The sequence below is a fragment of the Thiomicrorhabdus aquaedulcis genome (assembly GCF_004001325.1).
Classification (GTDB): domain Bacteria; phylum Pseudomonadota; class Gammaproteobacteria; order Thiomicrospirales; family Thiomicrospiraceae; genus Thiomicrorhabdus; species Thiomicrorhabdus aquaedulcis.
Genome location: NZ_AP018722.1, coordinates 889,082 through 908,110 on the forward strand (window position 1 = coordinate 889,082; position 19,029 = coordinate 908,110).

The following is a 19,029-nucleotide window of genomic DNA, read 5'->3' on the forward strand; positions in this document are numbered from 1 at the left end:
AGAATCAACTGGGGTTAATAAAGATGCCCTTTAATTGACCTTAATTGGCTTTGGTTAGTTAATGGTATTTTTAGAGACCTTTACAGCTGTAAAAGTTCCTAAAAATTGAAATTAAGCGTGACGACAAAAAAGGTTTTAGAAGTTTAATGCCAACGCCAAATACAAATGAAAATGCCGGTAATCTTATATTTGAAAGCTCGCAACACAATTCCACAAACACCGAGCAATACGCCAAGCGGTTACTGCTTGAACAGGGTGTGGTTGAATCGGTAGACAAAGGCTTTGCCTACGTTGTTACCCAACGTGCAACAGGGTGTAGTGGTTGTCAATCTTCTTCAGGCTGCGGCACATCAGCGTTGTCTAAACTGTTTAGCAGTACTTCGGGTGTAAACTCGGCCATTAAAGTCAGTAACACCGAGCATTGTCAACCTGGTGATGTGGTGATGTTAAGCTTAGACGAGTCACGCTTGCTTAAGCATTCTTTTATGGCCTATGGTTTACCATTATTAGGCTTGTTTATTTTGGCCTGGCTTAGCAGTCAAATCCTTCAAACGCTCGGCGCAAGCCCCGTGCTAATGGATGTAGGTTCCATTGTGGGCGGTCTATTTGGCTTGATTGTGGGTTGGACGTTGACACGTAAATTTTACCAACCCATTATGCCTTGCATACAAAGCGTACTCAGTCGTGTTAATGACAAAAATTTAACTTAAAAATGAGGCCTTTGAACGAGATAATCAATGCAAAACTCATGTATTGACAATTTACTGGTGCAAAGTTTACTTAATTAATGAGAGGTGATAAACATGAAGAAAGGGTCTTTTTTTAGTTCGGTAATGTTATCGTGCTTGTTAGTGGTGCAAATCCCTTACGCCAGCGCCGACAATAACAGTCGTTATGGCTTACCTGATTTTACGCAATTGGTTGAAGAGAATAATATGGTGGTGGTCAATATTAGTACCACTAAAAAGGTAGAACGAGAGTTGCCGCCCCAATTTAAAGGCATGCCTGATGACATGCTACGTTATTTCTTCGGTATTCCCGGCTTAGGCGCACCGCAAAGTCCACATGGAAAATCGGCTCCCGACAAAGAAGAAGTACATTCGCTGGGTTCGGGTTTTATCATCAGTGCTGATGGCTATATTATTACCAATAATCACGTTATAGAGGGTGCCGACGAAATAGTGGTACGCATGCGTAATCGCAAAGAATTAAAAGCCACCGTAGTGGGTACAGACAAACGCACGGACGTGGCGTTGTTAAAAATTAACGCCAAAGATTTGCCGGTTGCAAAAATTGGCCGATCACAGGGTTTAAAAGTAGGCCAGTGGGTCGTCGCGATTGGTGAACCATTCGGCTTGGATTACACTGTTACTCAAGGGATTGTGAGTGCACTTGGGCGCGCATTACCCGAAGACACTTACGTGCCCTTTATACAAACCGATGTGGCCATAAATCCGGGTAACTCGGGTGGGCCATTGTTTGACCTAAATGGTGAAGTTATTGGGGTAAATTCACAAATTTACAGCAAAAGTGGTGGTTCGATGGGCTTATCCTTTGCCATTCCCATTGATATTGCCATGAATGTGGTCAACCAAATAAAAGAAACTGGCAAAGTCACGCGTGGTTTCTTGGGTGTGCAAGTGCAAGAAGTCACCTCAGATTTGTCTGAATCGTTTGGCTTAACTAAGCCTATGGGTGCTTTAGTCGGTGAAACTTTTCCCAATACTCCCGCACAAAAAGCGGGTATTGAATCAGGCGATATTATTTTAGAGTTTGATGGCAAAATCATTGAAAAATCATCTGATTTACCGCCCATTGTTGGGGTTACACCGGTGAATAAAAAAGTGGACGTCAAACTCCTAAGACAAGGCAAAGAAAAAACTGTGAGCTTAACATTAGTATCACTAGAGCAAGCCGAAATGAGCAGCGATGCTCAAGCCAGTCAGCACATCAGCAACCGCTTTGGTGCCACGGTAGAAGACATAGATAAAAATGTGCTAAACGATTTAAAGCTTCCGTTTGGTGTCATGGTGAGCAACGTAACGGGTGGACCTGCCGAGCAAGCTGGTTTACGCAAAGGCGATATTTTAGTGACCATTGATTTTAAACCCATTAAAAGCGCGCGCGAATTTGAAGCAATTGTTAAAACCTTACCAAAAGGTCGCTCTTTGCCAGTACGTGTGGTGCGAAATAATCAGTCGTTATTTTTACCGCTGGTGTTTGAAAAATAATCCAAGGCTTTTTTTGGCCGGTCATGCAACGTATTTTAAGATGCGGATTTTTAGGATATAGCGTAAAATACGCGATTATTTGATTTGAACCAAAAATCGATGAGCTCAATAAATATATTTTAACTGCTATTTAACTGCTAAATAAGCAGGGTTGGGTAAGTGGATTAAAAGGGGCTTTGGCCCCTTTTTTTATGAGATGGTTTTTTACCAGCGGGCGACTCTAATTTAAAGTTAACCTGTTGATTTGTGGAGTTTAAATGTCAGACCAGTTAAAGTTTATTCGTAATTTCTCGATTATTGCGCACATCGACCACGGAAAATCGACCATTGCCGATCGGTTTATTCATCTATGTGGCGGTTTAACCGATCGCGAAATGTCCACTCAAGTTCTAGATTCAATGGACATTGAACGTGAGCGAGGCATTACCATTAAAGCGCAATGCGTCACCCTAAACTACAAATCAAAAGACGGTAACACCTACAAACTTAATTTTATTGATACCCCAGGACACGTCGATTTTTCGTACGAAGTATCGCGTTCGTTAGCCGCCTGCGAAGGTGCTTTATTGGTGGTAGACGCTTCGCAAGGCGTTGAGGCGCAAACCGTAGCCAACTGTTACACCGCCATCGAGCAAGGCTTAGAAGTGTTGGTGGTGTTAAATAAAATAGATTTGCCAGCCGCCGATCCCGAGCGTGTTATTGAAGAAATTGAAGAAATTATTGGGGTTGAAGCCACCGACGCCGTTCGTGCCAGCGCCAAAGCGGGTATTGGTATTGAAGAAACCCTGGAAGAAATTGTTTTAAAAATACCACCACCACAAGGCGATCCAGACGCACCACTAAAAGCCTTGATTATCGATTCTTGGTTTGATAATTACCTGGGTGTGGTGTCATTAGTTCGCGTGATTGACGGCAAAATTGGCAAAAAAACCAAAATGAAGGTCATGTCCACTCAAGAGGTTTATCTGGTGGATGAAGTAGGGGTTTTTACCCCTAAACGTACGCCAAAAGACTTTTTGTCGGCCGGTGAAGTTGGTTACGTGACATCGGGTATTAAAGACATCGACGGTGCGCCAGTGGGCGACACCTTGGCGGATGCCGCAAGACCCAATATTGTGGCGTTGCCTGGGTTTAAACCCGCGCAACCACGCGTGTTTGCAGGGTTGTTTCCTATTGCATCCGATCAGTATGAAGACTTGCGTGAATCGTTGCGTAAATTACGCTTAAACGATGCCGCGTTGCATTTTGAACCTGAAACATCCGAAGCACTTGGCTTTGGTTTTAGATGTGGGTTTTTGGGCATGTTGCACATGGAAATTGTGCAAGAGCGTTTAGAGCGTGAATACGATCTGGATTTAATCACCACCGCACCCACGGTTATCTATGAGATTCTGACCAAAAATGGTCAAGTTATGACCATTGATAACCCATCAGAATTACCCGATTTAGGCATTGTGGCCGAAATCAGAGAACCGATTATTCAGGCTAATATTTTAGTCCCGCACGAACACGTGGGCGCTGTAATGAAGTTGTGCATTGAAAAACGCGGCGTGCAAAAAGACATGAACTACTCGGGTGGTCAGGTGTCTATTCATTATGAACTGCCGCTCAACGAAGTGGTTTTGGATTTCTTTGATCGCTTAAAGTCTTGCAGTCGTGGTTATGCGTCTATGGATTATGAGTTTAAGCGTTTTCAGGCCGATGACTTGGTGCGTATGGACTTTTTAATTAACGGCGAACCAGTCGATGCGTTATCGGTAATTGTCCATCGAGCGTTTGCAGTTCAGCGTGGTAAAGTTATTATTGAAAAGCTCAAAGACGTTATTCCTCGGCAAATGTTTGACGTGGCCATTCAAGCGGCCATTGGTGCAAAAGTCATTGGTCGCACCAACGTCAAAGCCTTGCGAAAAAACGTGACCGCCAAGTGTTATGGTGGTGACGTTTCGCGTAAGAAAAAATTGCTGAACAAGCAAAAAGAGGGTAAAAAACGCATGAAGATGATTGGCAGTGTTGAACTACCACAAGAAGCCTTCTTGGCCATCTTAGATACCGGAGGAGAGTCTTAATGAGCTTTGAACTGATTTTAGTGATGATTACGGCCGTTACCGGCGTGATCACCTATGTTGATCGCATCATTTGGCGTCCTAAGCGCTTAGCGGCGGTTACCACCGAAAAAGAGCCAATTTTGGTTGAGTACGCGCGCTCGTTGTTCCCGGTGTTTTTGGTGGTATTGGTCTTGCGTTCGTTTATTATCGAGCCGTTTCGCATTCCGTCGGGTTCGATGTACCCCACGTTAGAAATTGGTGATTTTATTGCCGTGAATAAGTTTTCTTACGGCGTTAAATTGCCGGTATTGCAAACCACTATTATTCCGATCAGCCTGCCACAACGCGGCGATGTGGTGGTGTTTAAATACCCCAAAGACCCCGATGTTGACTACATTAAACGCGTAGTGGGTCTGCCGGGTGATCGTATTACTTATTTAGACCGTGTGTTGTACGTTAACGACCAAGCAGTCAGTTATGAACCTATTGGTAAATACGTTGGAAACGAATCGGGTTCGGTGATGAACGGCGCTAAAGAACTTAAAGAAACTTTAAGCGATGGGCATGAACACCGCATTTTGTGGGATGAAAGCAAAGCCAGCTTAGACATTCAAACACTTACGGTTCCCGAAGGTGAATACTTTATGATGGGCGACAATCGTGATCACAGTAACGACAGTCGTTTTTGGGGTACCGTCCCCGAAAAAAATCTTAAAGGCAAAGCCTTTGGTATTTGGATGAACTGGGATAATGGCGTGCATTTTAACCGCATTGGTAAAGGGATTAACTAACTATGGCGGTTAAATCCTCAGATACATTCCCAGTAGAGCGCATGGCAAAATTAAATGCGTTGTCTAAAAAACTGGGTTACGAGTACCAAAATATTGACTATTTGCAACGCGCTTTAACCCATCGCAGTGTGGGTTCTAGAAACAACGAGCGGTTGGAGTTTTTGGGTGACAGTTTGGTCAATTTTATGATTGCCGATGTGTTGTTTCACCAGTTTGACCGCTTGCCAGAAGGTGACATGAGCCGTATTCGCGCTCATTTGGTTAAGGGTGACACCTTGGCGGTCATTGGCCGAGAGTATAATTTAAGCGATTATTTAGTCTTGGGACCCGGTGAGCTAAAAAGTGGCGGTTACCGACGTAACTCGATTATTGCCGATGCGGTTGAGGCCATTATTGCCTCGGTTTATGAAGACGGCGGATTGGATGTGTGTCGAGATTTGGTTACGCGTTTTTATCAAGAGCGCTTGGCTGAATTAGACCCTAAAAATGTTGGTAAAGACCCTAAAACACGTTTGCAAGAGTGGTTGCAGTCTAATAATCAACCGCTGCCCGAATACAGTATTATTAGTGTAAATGGTGCCGCACACGCCCAAGAATTTACAGTGTCGTGTTACGTTGAAAAACTCACCTCAAAATTTGAGGCTACGGCATCAAGCCGTCGCAAGGCCGAACAATTAGCCGCCGAAATAGCGCTGGAAGCCTTAGGCGAATTTTAATGACCAATCATGGTCAACCTGCGTAAGCTTTGTCTTATGCATTTGTGGTACATAAGGACGCTATGACAGACAATATACTTTCACTGGAGGCTATTTTAGCCAGCGCGGAATTGGCACAATCAGCCGATGAATTGGCGGCACACTCTGATTACAAAGCCGGTTTTGCTGCGGTAATTGGCCGTCCTAATGTGGGTAAATCCACTATTATGAACGAGTTGCTGGGGCAAAAACTCAGCATTACCTCACACAAACCACAAACTACGCGCCATCGCATTCACGGCATTCACACCACCGACACGCATCAAATTGTTTATGTAGACACGCCAGGAATGCACTTGGGTGGGCAAAAGTCCATTAACGATTATATGAACCGCACCGCCAACAGCGCGTTTGCCGATGTAGACGTCATTTTATTTGTGGTCGAAGCCGGGCGTTGGAGCAGTGAAGACCAAGCGGTCGCTAAAAAATTGCAAGGCAGTCCAACGCCGGTGGTGGTGTTGGTGAATAAAATTGATAATTTTAAAAACAAAGAAGACCTGTTTCCGTACTTGCAAAAAGTGGCCGCTAACGTTGAATTTACGACGTTAATCCCTATTTCGGCTTACAAGCGCAATGGGTTGGATTTGGTTGAAAAAGAAGTTTTAAAATACCTGCCCAATCAAGCCAAACTGTTTCCAGAAGAGTACATTACCGACCGTTCAACGCGCTTTTTGGCATCGGAAATTATTCGTGAAAAACTCATGCGCAGTTTAGGCGAAGAAGTGCCGTATGGCGCTACTGTTGAAATTGAACAGCTTAAGTTTAACGAGGACCAAAATCGCTGGGAAGTAAATGCACTTATTTTGGTAGAGCGCCCTGGGCAAAAGCAAATTGTGATTGGTAACAAAGGTTCGCTTATTAAAGAGATGGGCATTCAAGCACGTAAAGATTTAACCACCTTGCTGGACGGTCGAGTGCATTTGGAGTTGTGGGTTAAAATCAAAGAAAATTGGTCGGATGACGCACGTGCGTTGGCCAGTTTGGGTTACGACGACAATTACAGCAGTTGAGTTTTTAGCACCATTAACGGCGTTAACACCGTTAATTTTTGCCAGGTAACCCGTGGATATTGAACAAAACGCCTTTGTGCTGCATTCCAGACCCTATCGGGAAACCAGTTCGTTGGTAAGCTTGTTTACCCCGGATTATGGCAAGCTAACGGCGGTGGTGCGTGGTGTGCGTGGTGGCAAAAAAGCCGCTGCGCACAAAGTGGCCATGCTGCAACCGTTTCAAATGCTGACCATTGGGTGGCGTCACAATCCGCGCGCTACATCCGATCTAATTACCTTACAGCAACTTGAAGCCACACCCTTACGTTTTCCGTTGTTGGGCGAAAACGCGGTGTGTGGTTTGTATGAAAACGAGCTGCTGTATCGAATGCTGTATCCTGGCGTGGTGTCTGAGGCGCTGTTTGTGGATTATCAACAGAGTTTGTACCATCTGGCCAACGCCCAAAATCGACTTGACCAGGCCTGGTCATTACGCCAATTTGAGTTTCAACTGTTGGATGCATTGGGGTTTGGTTTGGTGTGTGATGTGGATACCCAACAGCAACCGCTTGACCCACAATCCCAATACGCTTACTACCCCCAAATGGGGGCGGTGAAGTTAATGGACTCTGTGACCGAGCCGGGTCAAGCGGTGATTATACGGGGTGAATGTTTGTTAAAGTTGCCTCAGTTAAGCCTTTGCCCCACGTGTATGAACGCGTGGAAAGCTTTATTGCGCAGCGCGTTGCAAGCGCATTTGGGCGCAAAACCCATTATGACGCGGCAACTGTTTAGCCGCGCGCCAACGACGTATTAAGACGACCGATAAAGTCGACTATAAAACCTCTCTATTTGCACTTGTTAAAAGGAAAATTGCCATGAAACCTATCTATTTAGGGCTAAACATTGATCACGTTGCCACCTTAAGACAAGCGCGCGGTACGCGATACCCCGACCCGATTAAAGCGGCTCTAGACGCAGAAATGGCCGGTGCCGACAGCATAACGTTGCATTTACGCGAAGACCGTCGCCATATTCAAGACAGTGATGTAACGCGAATTTGTGCGATGCGTCAAACCAAAGTCAACTTAGAGATGGCGGCCACCGAAGAGATGGTGCAAATTGCCTTAGCACATCAACCCGAAGACATTTGCCTTGTGCCCGAAAAACGCGAAGAGCTCACCACCGAAGGCGGGTTGGATGTGGCCGGCCAACTGCCATGGCTTACCCAAGTGTGCGCGCGTTTGGCGCAAGCGGGTTGTCGAGTATCGCTGTTTATTGACCCAGATGAAGTGCAAATTGAAGCCGCTAAAGAAGCCGGTGCGCCAGTAATTGAACTGCACACCGGAACCTATGCCGAGTTAACCAAGCCGGCTGAAATTGCCGCTGAGCTAGAGCGTATTCGCCATGCCGCAGAGTACGCCACCCGTTTGGGTTTGGTGGTCAATGCGGGGCACGGCTTGCATTATCATAACGTACAGCCGCTGGCCGCCATTAAAGAGATTGAAGAGCTTAACATTGGTCATGCCATTATTGCTCACGCCGTGTTTGTCGGCTTGCCTGAAGCGATTCGTGAGATGAAGCGTTTGATGGTGGAAGCGCGTCAACAAGCGTATCTGCCTGAGTAAATTAAAGGCTTAATATGATTATTGGCATTGGCACCGACATTGTAGACGTAGCGCGGATTGCGGGTGTGTACCAGCGCCAAGGTGATGCGTTTGCCAAACGTTTATTGTCGCCCAGCGAGTTATTGGATTACACCCAGCACACCCACCCCGAACGCTTTTTGGCCAAACGTTGGGCGCTTAAAGAAGCGGTCTCTAAAGCGTTGGGCACGGGCATTAGCCAAGGGGTCTGTTTTTGCGATATGACCATTGGCCACAGTCCTTTGGGGCAGCCCATTTTAACCTTAGCCAATCAAACACTCGCTCACGCCAACCGCTTGGGCATTACCAATTGGTCGGTGAGTGTGAGCGATGAAAAAACTCACGCGGTGGCGTTTGTCATTGCTGAACAGCGCTAAGGAAGTCTTAACCCGCCTTATTCTTCACGCACTCTTTAAAAAACCATCGTTAGGAACTCATAGCATGAATAAAAGTCTTATCACCAATCTAGTTGCGGCGTTGTTGCTGGTGGCCGGTGTGTTATTAAATAACACGCTATTGAGCTTGGTTGGCTTGTTTGCCTTATCGGGCGGGTTAACCAACTGGCTGGCGATTCATATGTTGTTTGAAAAAGTACCAGGCCTGGTCGGTTCTGGGGTGATTCCCGCGCAGTTTGAGGCCTTTAAAAATGCCATTAAAACGCTCATGATGGAACAGTTTTTTACCCAAGCCAACATTGATCGCTTTGTAAGCGGGCAAGATTCGCAGGTGCATTTGCACTTGCAACCGGTCATTGAAAAAGTCGATTTATCGCCTTCGTTTGACAAGCTGGTGGACGTGATTATGAACTCGTCGTTTGGCAGCATGCTCAGCATGTTTGGCGGCGCTAGCGCACTCACGCCGCTAAAAGAGCCGTTTGTGCTTAATATGAAACAGTCGTTGATTGAACTCACACAACAAGAATCGTTTATAGAACTGCTTAAAAATCAGATTGATCAGCCCAATGTGATGGCCGAAATTCGCGCAAAATCGAAGAAATTATTGATGCCCGGCTAACCGAACTTACCCCGCAAATGGTAAAGCAAATGGTGCACACCATGATACAGCAACACCTTGGTTGGCTGGTGGTGTGGGGTGGCGTGTTTGGTGGGCTAATTGGTTTGGTTTCGGGGCTGGTCGCCCCAATGATGGCATGATGTTGCTTTTAAGGCCTGGGCATTTTGAATGACCAGGCCTGGTTGATTGTTTTAAATAAAACTGGTTTTATACAAAGCCGGCCACTTCGGGTAAGGTTTCAAAGCCGGGTTTGGCAAAATAGTAACCTTGCATCAGCTCTACCCCTTCTTTGGCAAAAAAGTCTACTTCTTCTTTGCATTCAAGCCCTTCGGCCAGCACGGTAATGTTGAGTTGCTGGCAAATCGAAATCAACCCTTTGGCAATAATTTGTTTAACTGGATTTAGGTGAATGTCACGGATTAATTCCATGTCGATTTTTAATATATTGGGTATGAAATTGGCCAATAAATTTAAACCCGCATGACCCGCACCAAAGTCATCAATAGCCGTGGTAAAGCCTTGTTTTTGATAGTAATTAAAGATTTTAGTAAGGTGTTTTGAATCCACAACCACTTCAGATTCGGTAATCTCAAACATAATTTGACTAATTGGAAAATTATGCAATTTTGCGGCGCGTAAGGTGCTTTGAATGCAATGCTCTGGTTGGTAGACGGCATTGGGTAAAAAGTTAATGCTTAACATCGATTTTAAGTTAAGTTGCGCGGCTAAACCAATGGCCTTAACCCGACAGGCCTGGTCAAAAGCGTAGCGATTTTGGTCATCCACTAGCGACAAAATGCTGTAAGCCGACTCACCATTTTCGCCACGCACTAAGGCTTCATAACCAAAAATGGTGTGCGTTGAAATGTTAACGATGGGTTGAAACGCATAACTAAAACCAAAGGGCAGTTGAGCGGCACAATGCTCACAGCCTATTTGAATGTCCGCAATTGGAAAGTAGGTTCCCATAAAAAAGGTTCCTTAAAATTAAAATGATTATTCTACGCTGTAACAAGCCAATTAGAGATGAATTTAAAAAACTTTAAGACAACAGTCACGCTCTACACGCGTTATTTAAACAGACACCGCTAATTTGAGCTTTTAAACGGTCTGTTAATCCACCGAACGATTAAGCTTGTTGCTCAGCGTCTGTTTGATTTTTTGCCACAGCGGTTTGCCCAACAGTAAAATCGCCAGGTAAAACGTCACTTCGGCAAAAATAATCAGTGCCGTGATAAACGCGGCGATTTGCCCAACACTCAGGTCTAAAAACGGCACAATAAACACCGCAATCCAAGCCAGTGTTGACAGCGCAATCAGTCCATAGCCCAACGTTTTTAGCATACGGTAATCACTTAATGTCATCTATATTCAGGTGGGCAATAATCATCGTCCACAGGTTTTTCGTCTTCTAACCCCTGGGCAATTCTTAAACGAGCCAGGCGCGCTTGTTCGGCCGCAAAAGCGGCTTTAATCTCTTCCATCACGGCGTCCACATCGGCCTCTATTTCTACTTCGTCAAATTCGCCAGTCAATTGCAAGTCACGGTCTAGTTCGCCTTTTTCAAACAGTGCCCAGATCTCTTTGGCGTACTGTGTAGTAAGCAGTTCGGGTGCGTATTGGCCATAGTATTCGGTCATGTTATTGACATCACGTGCCAGCATGCGTTTGGCATTGTTGTTGGCCGCCGCGTACACCGCTTGGGGCAGGTCAATAATCACTGGGCCGTACTGGTCGAGTAGCACATTAAATTCCGATAAATCGCCATGCACCAAGCCCACGCACAACATGCGCATTATGTAGTGCATGACCACGGCGTGGTCTTCAAGTGCTTGTTCGTGGGTAAGGGTTACGTCGTTGAGTCTGGGGGCTACGTCGCCGTTTTCGTCGGTAATTAATTCCATTAACAACACGCCGTCAAAACAGCCGTAGGGTTGTGGCACCCTAACACCGGCAGCGGCCAGTTGGTAAAGTGCGTCTACCTCGGCATTTTGCCAAACGGTTTCTTGTTCGGCGCGGCCAAATTTAGAACCTTTTTCCATGGCACGCGCGCGGCGACTGTTGCGAACTTTACGTCCTTCTTGGTATTCAACCGCCTTTTTAAAACTGCGCTTATTGGCTTCTTTGTAAATCTTGGCGCAGCGTATTTGAGTACCACAGCGCACCACAAATACATCGGCCTCTTTACCGCTCATTAACGGACGCAACACTTCATCCACCAGGCCATCTTCAACCAATGGCAAAATTCTTTTTGGGGTTTTCATGGGGTATTTACAGCGTCCTTAGGCGTTAATAACAATATGGATGGCATCATACAATTTTTTGACTCAAAAAGGCTAAAAAGGGCGGTTAATCGGTTGGATTGGCTGAGTGTGCAAAGGTTACTACTAAAGGATATTATTTATACCAAATGCGGTTAACGTACCAAACTTTTGTGCCTTCTGGAGTAATGACCGTCACTTCATCGTCCACTTGTTTGCCAATCAGCGCCCGCGCCATGGGCGAGTTGATGCTGATGGCGTTTTTTTGCGGGTCAAATTCATCCGCGCCCACAATGCGATAGTGCACCACCAGTTTGGCGTCGTTTTCAAGCTCTACCCATGCGCCAAAATAGACTTTGCCTTCTTGCTGTGGCGAATAATGCACAATTTTAAGTTCGTCTAAGCGTTTGCGTAAAAACCGAATACGGCGATCAATCTCACGCAAACGACGCTTACCTTCTTTGTATTCGGCATTTTCTGACCGGTCGCCATGCGCAGCGGCTTCGGTTACCGCTACGGTGGTGTCGCGTCGTTCAATGCGCCATAAAAAGTCGAGTTCTTTTTCTAAGACCGCACGGCCTTCTTGAGTGATTAAATTTGCTGGGCTGTTCATCGTATTAACTTAAATGAGTGTGGGGTTATTCTGGAAACCAGGGGGATTTTTCGGCTTGTTGGTAGAGTTGGTTAAACTGGTTTTGTAAGTCGTCTACTAACCCTTGGTCTTTGGCGTTTTGACAGCTGCTAAGTTGATTGAGTTGCTCGTTAAGCTGGTGTTCTAGGGCTTGTTTTAGCACTTTAATGTCTTGGTTTAGATGACGTTTAACGTAGTTGTGGGCGGTTAAACGGTATTTGGTGACAAACAAGCGGTTTACTTTGTCGTAATGTTTGTCAAAACTGACTCCGCGACAGCGTTTGTTGTAAAAGTCGTAGCGAATAGCGGTTTCAATAAGGGCTGTATGCAATGCGGCGTCGGCTAAAGGCTGCGGGGTATTTTGTGGCTGCGTGGTTTGTGCCGTGGCAGGGGTGGCCGCTTGAATGGGCAGGCTTAACATTAAAAAAGCCGTAACAATAAATAGCACTGGTGTTGACATAAGTGTGACCCCCAAAGTTAAAACAATTTTTAAGTGTAATGGTTTTAAGGGGTAAATCCAATGTTTAACTTTAAGAGACCTTTGCACGAGTGGGGTGCGAGAAAAAAATGTGGAAAAATTTACCTGATTAAGGCGGGAAACGCAGTGAATAGCTGGCTATTAACAAGTTTTCCAACGAAAAGCAGGAAAATTTTAACCATTTTTGGCCGTACATCGACTCGTGCAAAGGTCTCTTTAAGGCGTTGGCTTCTTCCGCCGCGTGTCTAAAATAAAAAACCGCCAAAAGATGGGCGGTTTTAAGAGAGGTTAAACGTTCATTTACGACTTATTTAATCAACGATTTTACCCAAGCTTCCATGGTGTCGTTGGCAATGGGATTAGGGGCTTCCATAAAGTTGACCACAAAACGATCGCCCAAATCGGTTACGCCAATAGAGCGTGGGCGCACGGCGACTGGGTCGGCCGAAGGCAGTTGCATACCAAAACATAAAATGATGTTTTGCGCGTCTTTAATGTCGGGATTAATTTCGCCATCAATGCTTTTGGTGTGGCTGTAATGGTCAAAAATGGCGATGTTAACCGCTTTTGGGTGCGCTTCAATTAAGCCGTGCAAATAATTTAAAATGTCTTTTACGCTGGCAAATCTAGACTCGTCTTTGGTAAATTCAAGTTCAAAATAGGGTATTTTTCTTTAAATATTTTTTGTTTCATGGGGTAATTCTCTTAAGTTGTAATTGGTAAGTGGTTAGGGTCTTTGTGTTATTTGTATTGACGCAAATACAGTATTTCAAAGCCGCGTTTGGCCCAATGCAGTAGACGGCAAGGCGGTAATAAGGTGGTGCCTTTTTCGGTGCGTTTGATTAAAATGCCGTGGGTTAAGGTGTCTACAATGCAAATAAGTTCGTGCTTAAAGCTAACAAAGTCGCTTTGCCCTTGCAGCGATTTAACCAAGTTGGTGGCGGCGGCTTTAGCTTGTAAATCGGCGGCGTGCGCTTGTTTGGGTTGCCAATCGGGTCCTGGAAAACTCCCGTTATCACCGGCGACAAAGACGTTTTGATAGCCTTCAACTTGCGTCTGCATGTTGGCGGTAATCATGCCGCCGGGTGATTTGGGCAGTTCTGATTGGTCTAACCACGCCGGGCCGGTCATGCCAGGCATAAATAAAATTAAATCGGCGTGAAACTCACCACCTTCGGTTTTAACCAGGTTGCTCTCAAAACCGACCATTTTGTGGCCAAGATGAGTGTCGATGTCTTGTTTGGCCATCATGCTGGCGAGCTTTTCGGGCACTTTTTCGCCTAAGCGTAAACCGGGTTGGGCAGACGGGTTAAAAAACACAATTTTGAAATTTTTACGGCGACCTTGTTTGCGCAGTAGGTTATCAATACCAAACAAAAATTCAAACATTGGCCCGCCGCGCATGGCCGAAGGTTCGTTGGGGTTGGCGCCAAAGCCAATGGCGATGGTGCCCGATTCCATCGCGTCTAAACGGTCACGAATTTTTTCGGCGGCTAAAATGCCTTCGCATGGTGTAATGGCGTGTTCAATGCCGGGAAGTTTTTTAATAAAACGTCCTCCGCTGGCAATAATTAAGCCGTCGTTAGGGTAGGTGCCTTTGTCGGTCACGACTGTACGGCCTTGATTAATGACGTTTTGCACAGTGCCTTCTACAAACTGCACGCGCTGACGATTAAAAAAGTTATGCAAATTAATGCGTAAATCGTCGCCCTTGCGTAAACGCGCCGGAATCCAAATTAAACTGGGGTAATACACCAGTTCTTCGGTAGGGGCAATAACGGTGATGTTGGCGTTGGGGGCTAATTTACGAGTTTGTTTAATTGCGGTGAGTGCGGCAAAACCGCTGCCTAAAATGGTGATGTTCATGGGTGATACTCTGTGGTTTAATCATTAATTAATTTGATGCATTATAGAAAATATTTATAGGATAAGCATCTTAAAGTTGTTTATGAATCTTACCAAAATTAACTTATGAGTTGATGTCTAACTCAAGCAAAATATTGATTTGTTTGCTGTTTTTAAATGCCAATCCGTTAGAATAACGCCCCGTGTGCGCCGGAGTGCGTAGCGTACAATGACGCAAAACGCTTGTTTAACATAAAAACATTGAAAAGGAGGCGTTGCATGCTGCAGTTGGTTTTAGGAGGCGCTCGTTCGGGTAAAAGTCGGTTTGCTGAGCAGTTGGCGCAACAGCATGCGCAAGCAGGATTGCAGGTGGTGTATGTGGCCACCGCGACTGCGTACAGTTTGAGCCACCCCATTGATTTACCCCTTGCGCACGACGTTGAAATGTTGGCGCGCATTGCACAGCATCAAGCCGACCGGCCAGATGATTGGCAAACGGTCGAAACCCCGCTTAACTTGGCCAGTACCTTGGCGCAATTTAATCACCCTCAATACTGTATTTTGGTGGATTGTTTAACGCTGTGGACGCTCAATGTTTTAGAAACTGAGCAGCTCCAAACACAAGCCGATGCGCTGTTTGTGCAGTTAGAACGCATGAACGTGCCGCTGATTTTAGTGAGCAATGAAATTGGTTTGGGGGTTATGCCACTGGGGCAACTTACACGCGAGTTTGTTGACGCTTTGGGGCGTTTGCATCAGCGTCTGGCGCAGCGCGCCGATAACGTAACGTTAATGGTGGCCGGCTTGCCGTTGCCGCTTAAAATACAATAAAACTCATTAGGAACGTTAATGCAAGTAACCTTAAAACCCATAAAATCGATTGACCAGGCCTGGTCAGAACGCGCCGCGATTCGTCAACAAAGTTTAACCAAGCCCGCCGGTTCGTTAGGCGTGTTAGAGGCGTTGGCGATTCAATTAGCCGGTCATCAAGGCTGTGAATGTCCTAGCATAGTGTTGCCGTGGATTAGCGTGTTTGCCGCCGATCATGGCATTGCCCAGCAGGGTGTGTCGGCGTATCCTGCTGTGGTAACCGCTGAGATGGTTAAAAACTTTTCGGCCGGCGGTGCGGCCATTACGGTGCTGGCGCGCGCGCATCAAGCGGCGTTTGAGGTGGTGGACGTGGGCGTGCTGGCCGATGTCGCACCGCTCAAAAATTTAGTGTCAAACCGTGTGGCGGCCGGTACGTTTGATTTTTCGGTGCAACCGGCCATGACCCCCGACATGTTGCAAAGCGCCTTGCACGCCGGAGAACAAGCGGTGGCGCGGGCACTGGCCGCCGGCGCCGATGTGTTTGTCGGGGGCGAAATGGGCATTGGCAATACGTCATCGGCCGCCGCCATGATTGCCCAGCTTTGCGCCCAACCGGTTGCTCCCTTGGTGGGCTTGGGCACGGGCATTAATGCCGCGCAAAAAGCTCATAAAATAGTGTTAATTGAACAGGCTTTGCAGTTGCATGCTGCGCAGATGACCAATCCCATGGCGGTGTTGCGCTGTGTGGGCGGGTTAGAAATCGCCGCCTTGGTGGGGGCGTATTTTGCCTGCGCCCAACACGGTTTAACCATGGTCATTGACGGGGTCATTGCCTGTGCCGCCGCCTTGGTGGTGTGCCAAACCGCACCGCAGGCGCAAGCGTGGATGGTGTTTGGACATCGTTCGGTTGAGCCGGCACAAATGGCGGTCTTTAAGGCCTTAAAAGCCCAGCCCGTATTAGATTTGCAGATGCGCTTGGGCGAAGGTTCGGGCGCTATGATGGCCGTTGGTGTGCTTAAAATGGCCTGCGTATTGCATCAAAATATGGCCACGTTTGAGCAGGCTGGGGTGAGTCACGGCGATGAGAGTTGATTTAGATGAGAGTTGATTTAATTAGACACGGCCAATGCGCCGACGACGTTTTTTTACGCGGCCGCTGTGATTCGGTGTTAAGCGAAAAAGGCCAACGCCAAATGCGTGCGGCGTTGGCCAGTGTGCCGCCCAGCGCACAGCGTATCGTCTGTTCGCCCGCCAGACGCTGTGTTGAGTTTGCCACCGAGTATTTTAATGCGCACAGCATCGATGTGGACGCGAGCTGGCAAGAACGCGATTTTGGCGCGTGGGACGGCTTAAGTTACGCCCAAGTTGACGCTTTAGACGCGCTTGGGTTGGCGCAGTATTTAGACCAACCGTTTGACTACACGCCACCCAATGCCGAACCGTTTAACGATTATCAGCAGCGCATTGACCAGGCCTGGTTAAGTTTGTTGGACAGTGCAATGGCTAAAAATCAACAACACCTTGTGGTGATTGGCCACGGCGGGCCGATGCGTTTACTGGTGCGCTCGCTGCTGGGTTTGAGTTTGCCCAGTTTGTTTCAGTTGCACATTGGCTACGGCGCTCGGATAACGTTTGAGATGAGCGCCACGCAATGGGGCACTTTTAGCAAACTCATAGAAGTGGTGCAATACGATGAGTCTGTTTAAGTCATTTAAACCATTTAAATCATTCTGGCTGGCGGTGCAGTTTTTAACCCGTTTGCCCACGCCGCACTACGCCACCGTCAGCGCTCAAGACATGGGCAAGGCCATTGCTTGGTTTCCGCTGGTGGGCGCAATTATCGGGGCGGGATTGGTGGCAGTGGCGCAGTTTAATGCGGTGTTGCCCGCACACATTGTCGCCGGCTTGGTGTTGGCGTTTTGGGTCTGGGTGACCGGTGCATTGCATTTAGACGGCTTAGCCGACACCGCTGACGGCTGGCTGGGCGGTACGGGCAATCCACAACGCGCGTTAGAGATTATGAAAGACAGCCGCATTGGCACTGGCGGCGGCGTGGCGCTGGGCTTAATGCTGCTGCTTAAATGGTCGGTGTTGGTGGTTATTATAGAACACCAGGCCTGGTGGTTTTTGGCGCTTGCCCCCGTTATTGGACGCATTGCCAGCATCGCTTTAATGCCGGTTACCGCTTATGTAAGTGCCAATGGCATCGCCGAACAGATGTTTAATCACCTCAATCGCGGGTGGGTTGGCCTGTGGGTTTTGGGGTTGCTATTGGGTCTGCTATGGCTACACCCAGGCCTGGCCATTGGGCTAAGTTTAGCGTGGCTGTGGATTCGCAAAACAATGCAAACCATCACCGGCGGCATGACTGGCGACACCGCCGGAGCCACCACCGAACTTATGGAGTTATTCTGGTTAATGGGCGTGATTGGGGTTTTGCTTAATTAAATTTAACTTGAATGGAACTGAACTGAACTAAACTGAACTAAACTGAACTGACCAGGCCTGGTCAATTCGATTTAGATGTTTTTAATCATTCTTTTGTAAGTCTTCCTTGCAAGCCGCCAGTGTGCAAGATAATGATGTTGTCGCCGGCTTTAAAGGCATTTTGTGTCAGCAGGTCGTAAAATCCGGCCACCAGTTTGGCGGTGTAAATAGGGTCAAGTGGGATGTTAAAGTCGTGTTCAAATTGGCTTTGTGCTGCGGTAATGTTGGGCGCTGTTTTAGCGTAGCCGCCGCCGTGGTAGTCGCCTAACAGTTGCCAGGGGTTAACCTGCTCGTGTGGGCTGTTTTGTGTAATCCATTGGGTAATCTGTGGGCGCAAATAGTCGGCTTGTTTTAATACGGCCACGCCTAAAATATGCCGTCCCACTTTGGGTGGTGCGTAACTGACCAGGCCTGCTAAGGTGCCGCCGGTGCCAACTGCGGTTAATAGATGCGTCCAACTGGGGCATTGGTTTTCTAGGTCGTGTATTAACGGCGCAAAGCCTTGCACGGCTAAGTCGTTAGAACCGCCTTCGGGCACAATATAGGCGTTGGGGTATTGGCGTTGCAGTTGCGCTAAAAAGGGCGCTTGGTCTTTTAAGCGATAGTCGGCACGGCTTATAAACTGCAATTGCATGCCGTTGCGCTGAGCCAAATTAAGGGTGGCACCCCAGTCTTTTGCGTTATTTTGCAGTTCGTCGCCGCGGATTATGCCAATGCTGTGCAGGCCATTTGCTTTAGCGGCGGCGGCCGTGGCCGCGATGTGATTGGAGTAAGCGCCGCCAAAGGTGAGTAAGGCGGTTTTTTGGGCGTTTTGCGCCGCCAAAATGTTGTAATGCAGCTTGTGCCATTTGTTGCCCGAAATGTCGGGATGGTTTAAGTCATCGCGTTTTACCCATACCCGCACACGGCGTTGTGCAAAATGGCGGTGGTGCAGTTCGGTTAAGGGTGTTGGTCGGATGGCATTATAAAGTGCATTACAAGGTGCACTATTTGAGTGGTTAGGCATATTTTGCTCGTGGGTAAGGGCGATTTGATACAATTCGCGC

The 19,029-nt window shown here is 47.1% G+C and carries 22 protein-coding genes; 14 read left to right on the forward strand and 8 right to left on the reverse strand.

Annotation, left to right across the window (positions count from 1 at the left end):
* The first annotated feature begins 146 nt into the window (after positions 1-146).
* The 10 genes from EP181_RS03970 (at position 147) to EP181_RS04015 (ending at position 9,471) form a co-directional block, all read left to right on the forward strand.
* Entirely contained in the window at positions 147-710 is a 564-nt protein-coding gene (locus tag EP181_RS03970; protein WP_127470508.1) for a SoxR reducing system RseC family protein, read from the forward strand.
* 93 nt (positions 711-803) lie between these two features.
* Positions 804-2,231, forward strand: coding sequence for a DegQ family serine endoprotease (locus EP181_RS03975; protein ID WP_127470509.1), 1,428 nt, complete (start codon positions 804-806; stop codon positions 2,229-2,231).
* A gap of 257 nt (positions 2,232-2,488) precedes the next feature.
* Positions 2,489-4,297 carry a translation elongation factor 4 gene (lepA, locus tag EP181_RS03980; RefSeq protein WP_127470510.1) on the forward strand — a complete coding sequence of 603 codons (1,809 nt, stop codon included), beginning with the start codon at positions 2,489-2,491 and terminating at the stop codon, positions 4,295-4,297.
* On the forward strand, positions 4,297-5,067 hold the full coding sequence (lepB, locus tag EP181_RS03985) for a signal peptidase I (protein ID WP_127470511.1): 771 nt from the start codon (positions 4,297-4,299) through the stop codon (positions 5,065-5,067). Before lepA ends, lepB begins: the two co-directional genes overlap by 1 nt.
* A gap of 2 nt (positions 5,068-5,069) precedes the next feature.
* On the forward strand, positions 5,070-5,783 hold the full coding sequence (rnc, locus tag EP181_RS03990) for a ribonuclease III (RefSeq protein ID WP_127470512.1): 714 nt from the start codon (positions 5,070-5,072) through the stop codon (positions 5,781-5,783).
* 62 nt (positions 5,784-5,845) lie between these two features.
* A complete protein-coding gene (gene era / locus EP181_RS03995) occupies positions 5,846-6,832 on the forward strand; it encodes a GTPase Era (protein ID WP_127470513.1) in 987 nt (328 codons plus the stop codon).
* A 52-nt stretch (positions 6,833-6,884) separates the two neighbouring features.
* Complete coding sequence (gene recO, locus EP181_RS04000; protein ID WP_127470514.1) at positions 6,885-7,628, forward strand: DNA repair protein RecO; 744 nt, start codon at positions 6,885-6,887, stop codon at positions 7,626-7,628.
* Between the two features lie 61 nt (positions 7,629-7,689).
* Positions 7,690-8,439: a pyridoxine 5'-phosphate synthase gene (pdxJ, locus tag EP181_RS04005; protein WP_127470515.1), complete on the forward strand. Its 750-nt coding sequence runs from the start codon at positions 7,690-7,692 to the stop codon at positions 8,437-8,439.
* Between the two features lie 14 nt (positions 8,440-8,453).
* A complete protein-coding gene (gene acpS, locus EP181_RS04010; protein WP_127470516.1) occupies positions 8,454-8,834 on the forward strand; it encodes a holo-ACP synthase in 381 nt (126 codons plus the stop codon).
* Between the two features lie 64 nt (positions 8,835-8,898).
* A complete protein-coding gene (locus EP181_RS04015; protein WP_338064743.1) occupies positions 8,899-9,471 on the forward strand; it encodes a DUF445 domain-containing protein in 573 nt (190 codons plus the stop codon).
* A 207-nt stretch (positions 9,472-9,678) separates the two neighbouring features.
* On the opposite strand, the gene EP181_RS04020 is transcribed toward EP181_RS04015, so the two are convergent.
* From EP181_RS04020 to EP181_RS04050, 7 genes are all read right to left on the reverse strand, one after another.
* Entirely contained in the window at positions 9,679-10,440 is a 762-nt protein-coding gene (locus EP181_RS04020) for an EAL domain-containing protein (RefSeq protein WP_127470517.1), read from the reverse strand.
* A 144-nt stretch (positions 10,441-10,584) separates the two neighbouring features.
* Complete coding sequence (locus EP181_RS04025; RefSeq protein ID WP_127470518.1) at positions 10,585-10,836, reverse strand: transporter suffix domain-containing protein; 252 nt, start codon at positions 10,834-10,836, stop codon at positions 10,585-10,587.
* On the reverse strand, positions 10,833-11,735 hold the full coding sequence (locus EP181_RS04030) for a PA4780 family RIO1-like protein kinase (protein WP_127470519.1): 903 nt from the start codon (positions 11,733-11,735) through the stop codon (positions 10,833-10,835). The genes EP181_RS04025 and EP181_RS04030 overlap by 4 nt, the downstream gene beginning before the upstream one ends.
* Before the next feature lie 133 nt (positions 11,736-11,868).
* Positions 11,869-12,345, reverse strand: a complete 477-nt coding sequence (gene greB / locus EP181_RS04035) for a transcription elongation factor GreB (RefSeq protein WP_127470520.1) — start codon at positions 12,343-12,345, stop codon at positions 11,869-11,871.
* Between the two features lie 25 nt (positions 12,346-12,370).
* Complete coding sequence (locus EP181_RS04040; protein WP_127470521.1) at positions 12,371-12,823, reverse strand: hypothetical protein; 453 nt, start codon at positions 12,821-12,823, stop codon at positions 12,371-12,373.
* A gap of 325 nt (positions 12,824-13,148) precedes the next feature.
* Complete coding sequence (locus EP181_RS04045; RefSeq protein WP_127470522.1) at positions 13,149-13,508, reverse strand: DUF6858 family protein; 360 nt, start codon at positions 13,506-13,508, stop codon at positions 13,149-13,151.
* A 74-nt stretch (positions 13,509-13,582) separates the two neighbouring features.
* On the reverse strand, positions 13,583-14,707 hold the full coding sequence (locus EP181_RS04050) for an NAD(P)/FAD-dependent oxidoreductase (RefSeq protein ID WP_127470523.1): 1,125 nt from the start codon (positions 14,705-14,707) through the stop codon (positions 13,583-13,585).
* A 258-nt stretch (positions 14,708-14,965) separates the two neighbouring features.
* Between EP181_RS04050 and cobU the strand changes: the two genes are divergently transcribed.
* From cobU to cobS, 4 genes are read left to right on the forward strand one after another with little or no spacing between them, the layout of a single operon-like run.
* Positions 14,966-15,517 (forward strand): bifunctional adenosylcobinamide kinase/adenosylcobinamide-phosphate guanylyltransferase, encoded by a 552-nt coding sequence (gene cobU, locus EP181_RS04055; protein ID WP_127470524.1) that lies wholly within the window; start codon positions 14,966-14,968, stop codon positions 15,515-15,517.
* 18 nt (positions 15,518-15,535) lie between these two features.
* Positions 15,536-16,588 carry a nicotinate-nucleotide--dimethylbenzimidazole phosphoribosyltransferase gene (gene cobT, locus EP181_RS04060; protein ID WP_127470525.1) on the forward strand — a complete coding sequence of 351 codons (1,053 nt, stop codon included), beginning with the start codon at positions 15,536-15,538 and terminating at the stop codon, positions 16,586-16,588.
* 5 nt (positions 16,589-16,593) lie between these two features.
* On the forward strand, positions 16,594-17,202 hold the full coding sequence (locus tag EP181_RS04065; protein WP_127470526.1) for a histidine phosphatase family protein: 609 nt from the start codon (positions 16,594-16,596) through the stop codon (positions 17,200-17,202).
* Entirely contained in the window at positions 17,189-17,944 is a 756-nt protein-coding gene (gene cobS / locus EP181_RS04070) for an adenosylcobinamide-GDP ribazoletransferase (protein ID WP_127470527.1), read from the forward strand. Before EP181_RS04065 ends, cobS begins: the two co-directional genes overlap by 14 nt.
* 85 nt (positions 17,945-18,029) lie before the next feature.
* On the opposite strand, the gene EP181_RS04075 is transcribed toward cobS, so the two are convergent.
* Positions 18,030-19,022: a 1-aminocyclopropane-1-carboxylate deaminase/D-cysteine desulfhydrase gene (locus tag EP181_RS04075; RefSeq protein WP_232023509.1), complete on the reverse strand. Its 993-nt coding sequence runs from the start codon at positions 19,020-19,022 to the stop codon at positions 18,030-18,032.
* Between the last annotated feature and the right edge of the window lie 7 nt (positions 19,023-19,029).

Coding starts and splice junctions, on each gene's coding strand:
- EP181_RS03970 (WP_127470508.1), top strand. CDS start 147: ATGCCAACGCCAAATACAAATGAAAATGCCGGTAATCTTATATTTGAA.
- EP181_RS03975 (WP_127470509.1), top strand. CDS start 804: ATGAAGAAAGGGTCTTTTTTTAGTTCGGTAATGTTATCGTGCTTGTTA.
- lepA (WP_127470510.1), top strand. CDS start 2,489: ATGTCAGACCAGTTAAAGTTTATTCGTAATTTCTCGATTATTGCGCAC.
- lepB (WP_127470511.1), top strand. CDS start 4,297: ATGAGCTTTGAACTGATTTTAGTGATGATTACGGCCGTTACCGGCGTG.
- rnc (WP_127470512.1), top strand. CDS start 5,070: ATGGCGGTTAAATCCTCAGATACATTCCCAGTAGAGCGCATGGCAAAA.
- era (WP_127470513.1), top strand. CDS start 5,846: ATGACAGACAATATACTTTCACTGGAGGCTATTTTAGCCAGCGCGGAA.
- pdxJ (WP_127470515.1), top strand. CDS start 7,690: ATGAAACCTATCTATTTAGGGCTAAACATTGATCACGTTGCCACCTTA.
- acpS (WP_127470516.1), top strand. CDS start 8,454: ATGATTATTGGCATTGGCACCGACATTGTAGACGTAGCGCGGATTGCG.
- EP181_RS04015 (WP_338064743.1), top strand. CDS start 8,899: ATGAATAAAAGTCTTATCACCAATCTAGTTGCGGCGTTGTTGCTGGTG.
- EP181_RS04020 (WP_127470517.1), bottom strand. CDS start 10,440: ATGGGAACCTACTTTCCAATTGCGGACATTCAAATAGGCTGTGAGCAT.
- EP181_RS04025 (WP_127470518.1), bottom strand. CDS start 10,836: ATGACATTAAGTGATTACCGTATGCTAAAAACGTTGGGCTATGGACTG.
- EP181_RS04030 (WP_127470519.1), bottom strand. CDS start 11,735: ATGAAAACCCCAAAAAGAATTTTGCCATTGGTTGAAGATGGCCTGGTG.
- greB (WP_127470520.1), bottom strand. CDS start 12,345: ATGAACAGCCCAGCAAATTTAATCACTCAAGAAGGCCGTGCGGTCTTA.
- EP181_RS04040 (WP_127470521.1), bottom strand. CDS start 12,823: ATGTCAACACCAGTGCTATTTATTGTTACGGCTTTTTTAATGTTAAGC.
- EP181_RS04050 (WP_127470523.1), bottom strand. CDS start 14,707: ATGAACATCACCATTTTAGGCAGCGGTTTTGCCGCACTCACCGCAATT.
- cobU (WP_127470524.1), top strand. CDS start 14,966: ATGCTGCAGTTGGTTTTAGGAGGCGCTCGTTCGGGTAAAAGTCGGTTT.
- cobT (WP_127470525.1), top strand. CDS start 15,536: ATGCAAGTAACCTTAAAACCCATAAAATCGATTGACCAGGCCTGGTCA.
- EP181_RS04065 (WP_127470526.1), top strand. CDS start 16,594: ATGAGAGTTGATTTAATTAGACACGGCCAATGCGCCGACGACGTTTTT.
- cobS (WP_127470527.1), top strand. CDS start 17,189: ATGAGTCTGTTTAAGTCATTTAAACCATTTAAATCATTCTGGCTGGCG.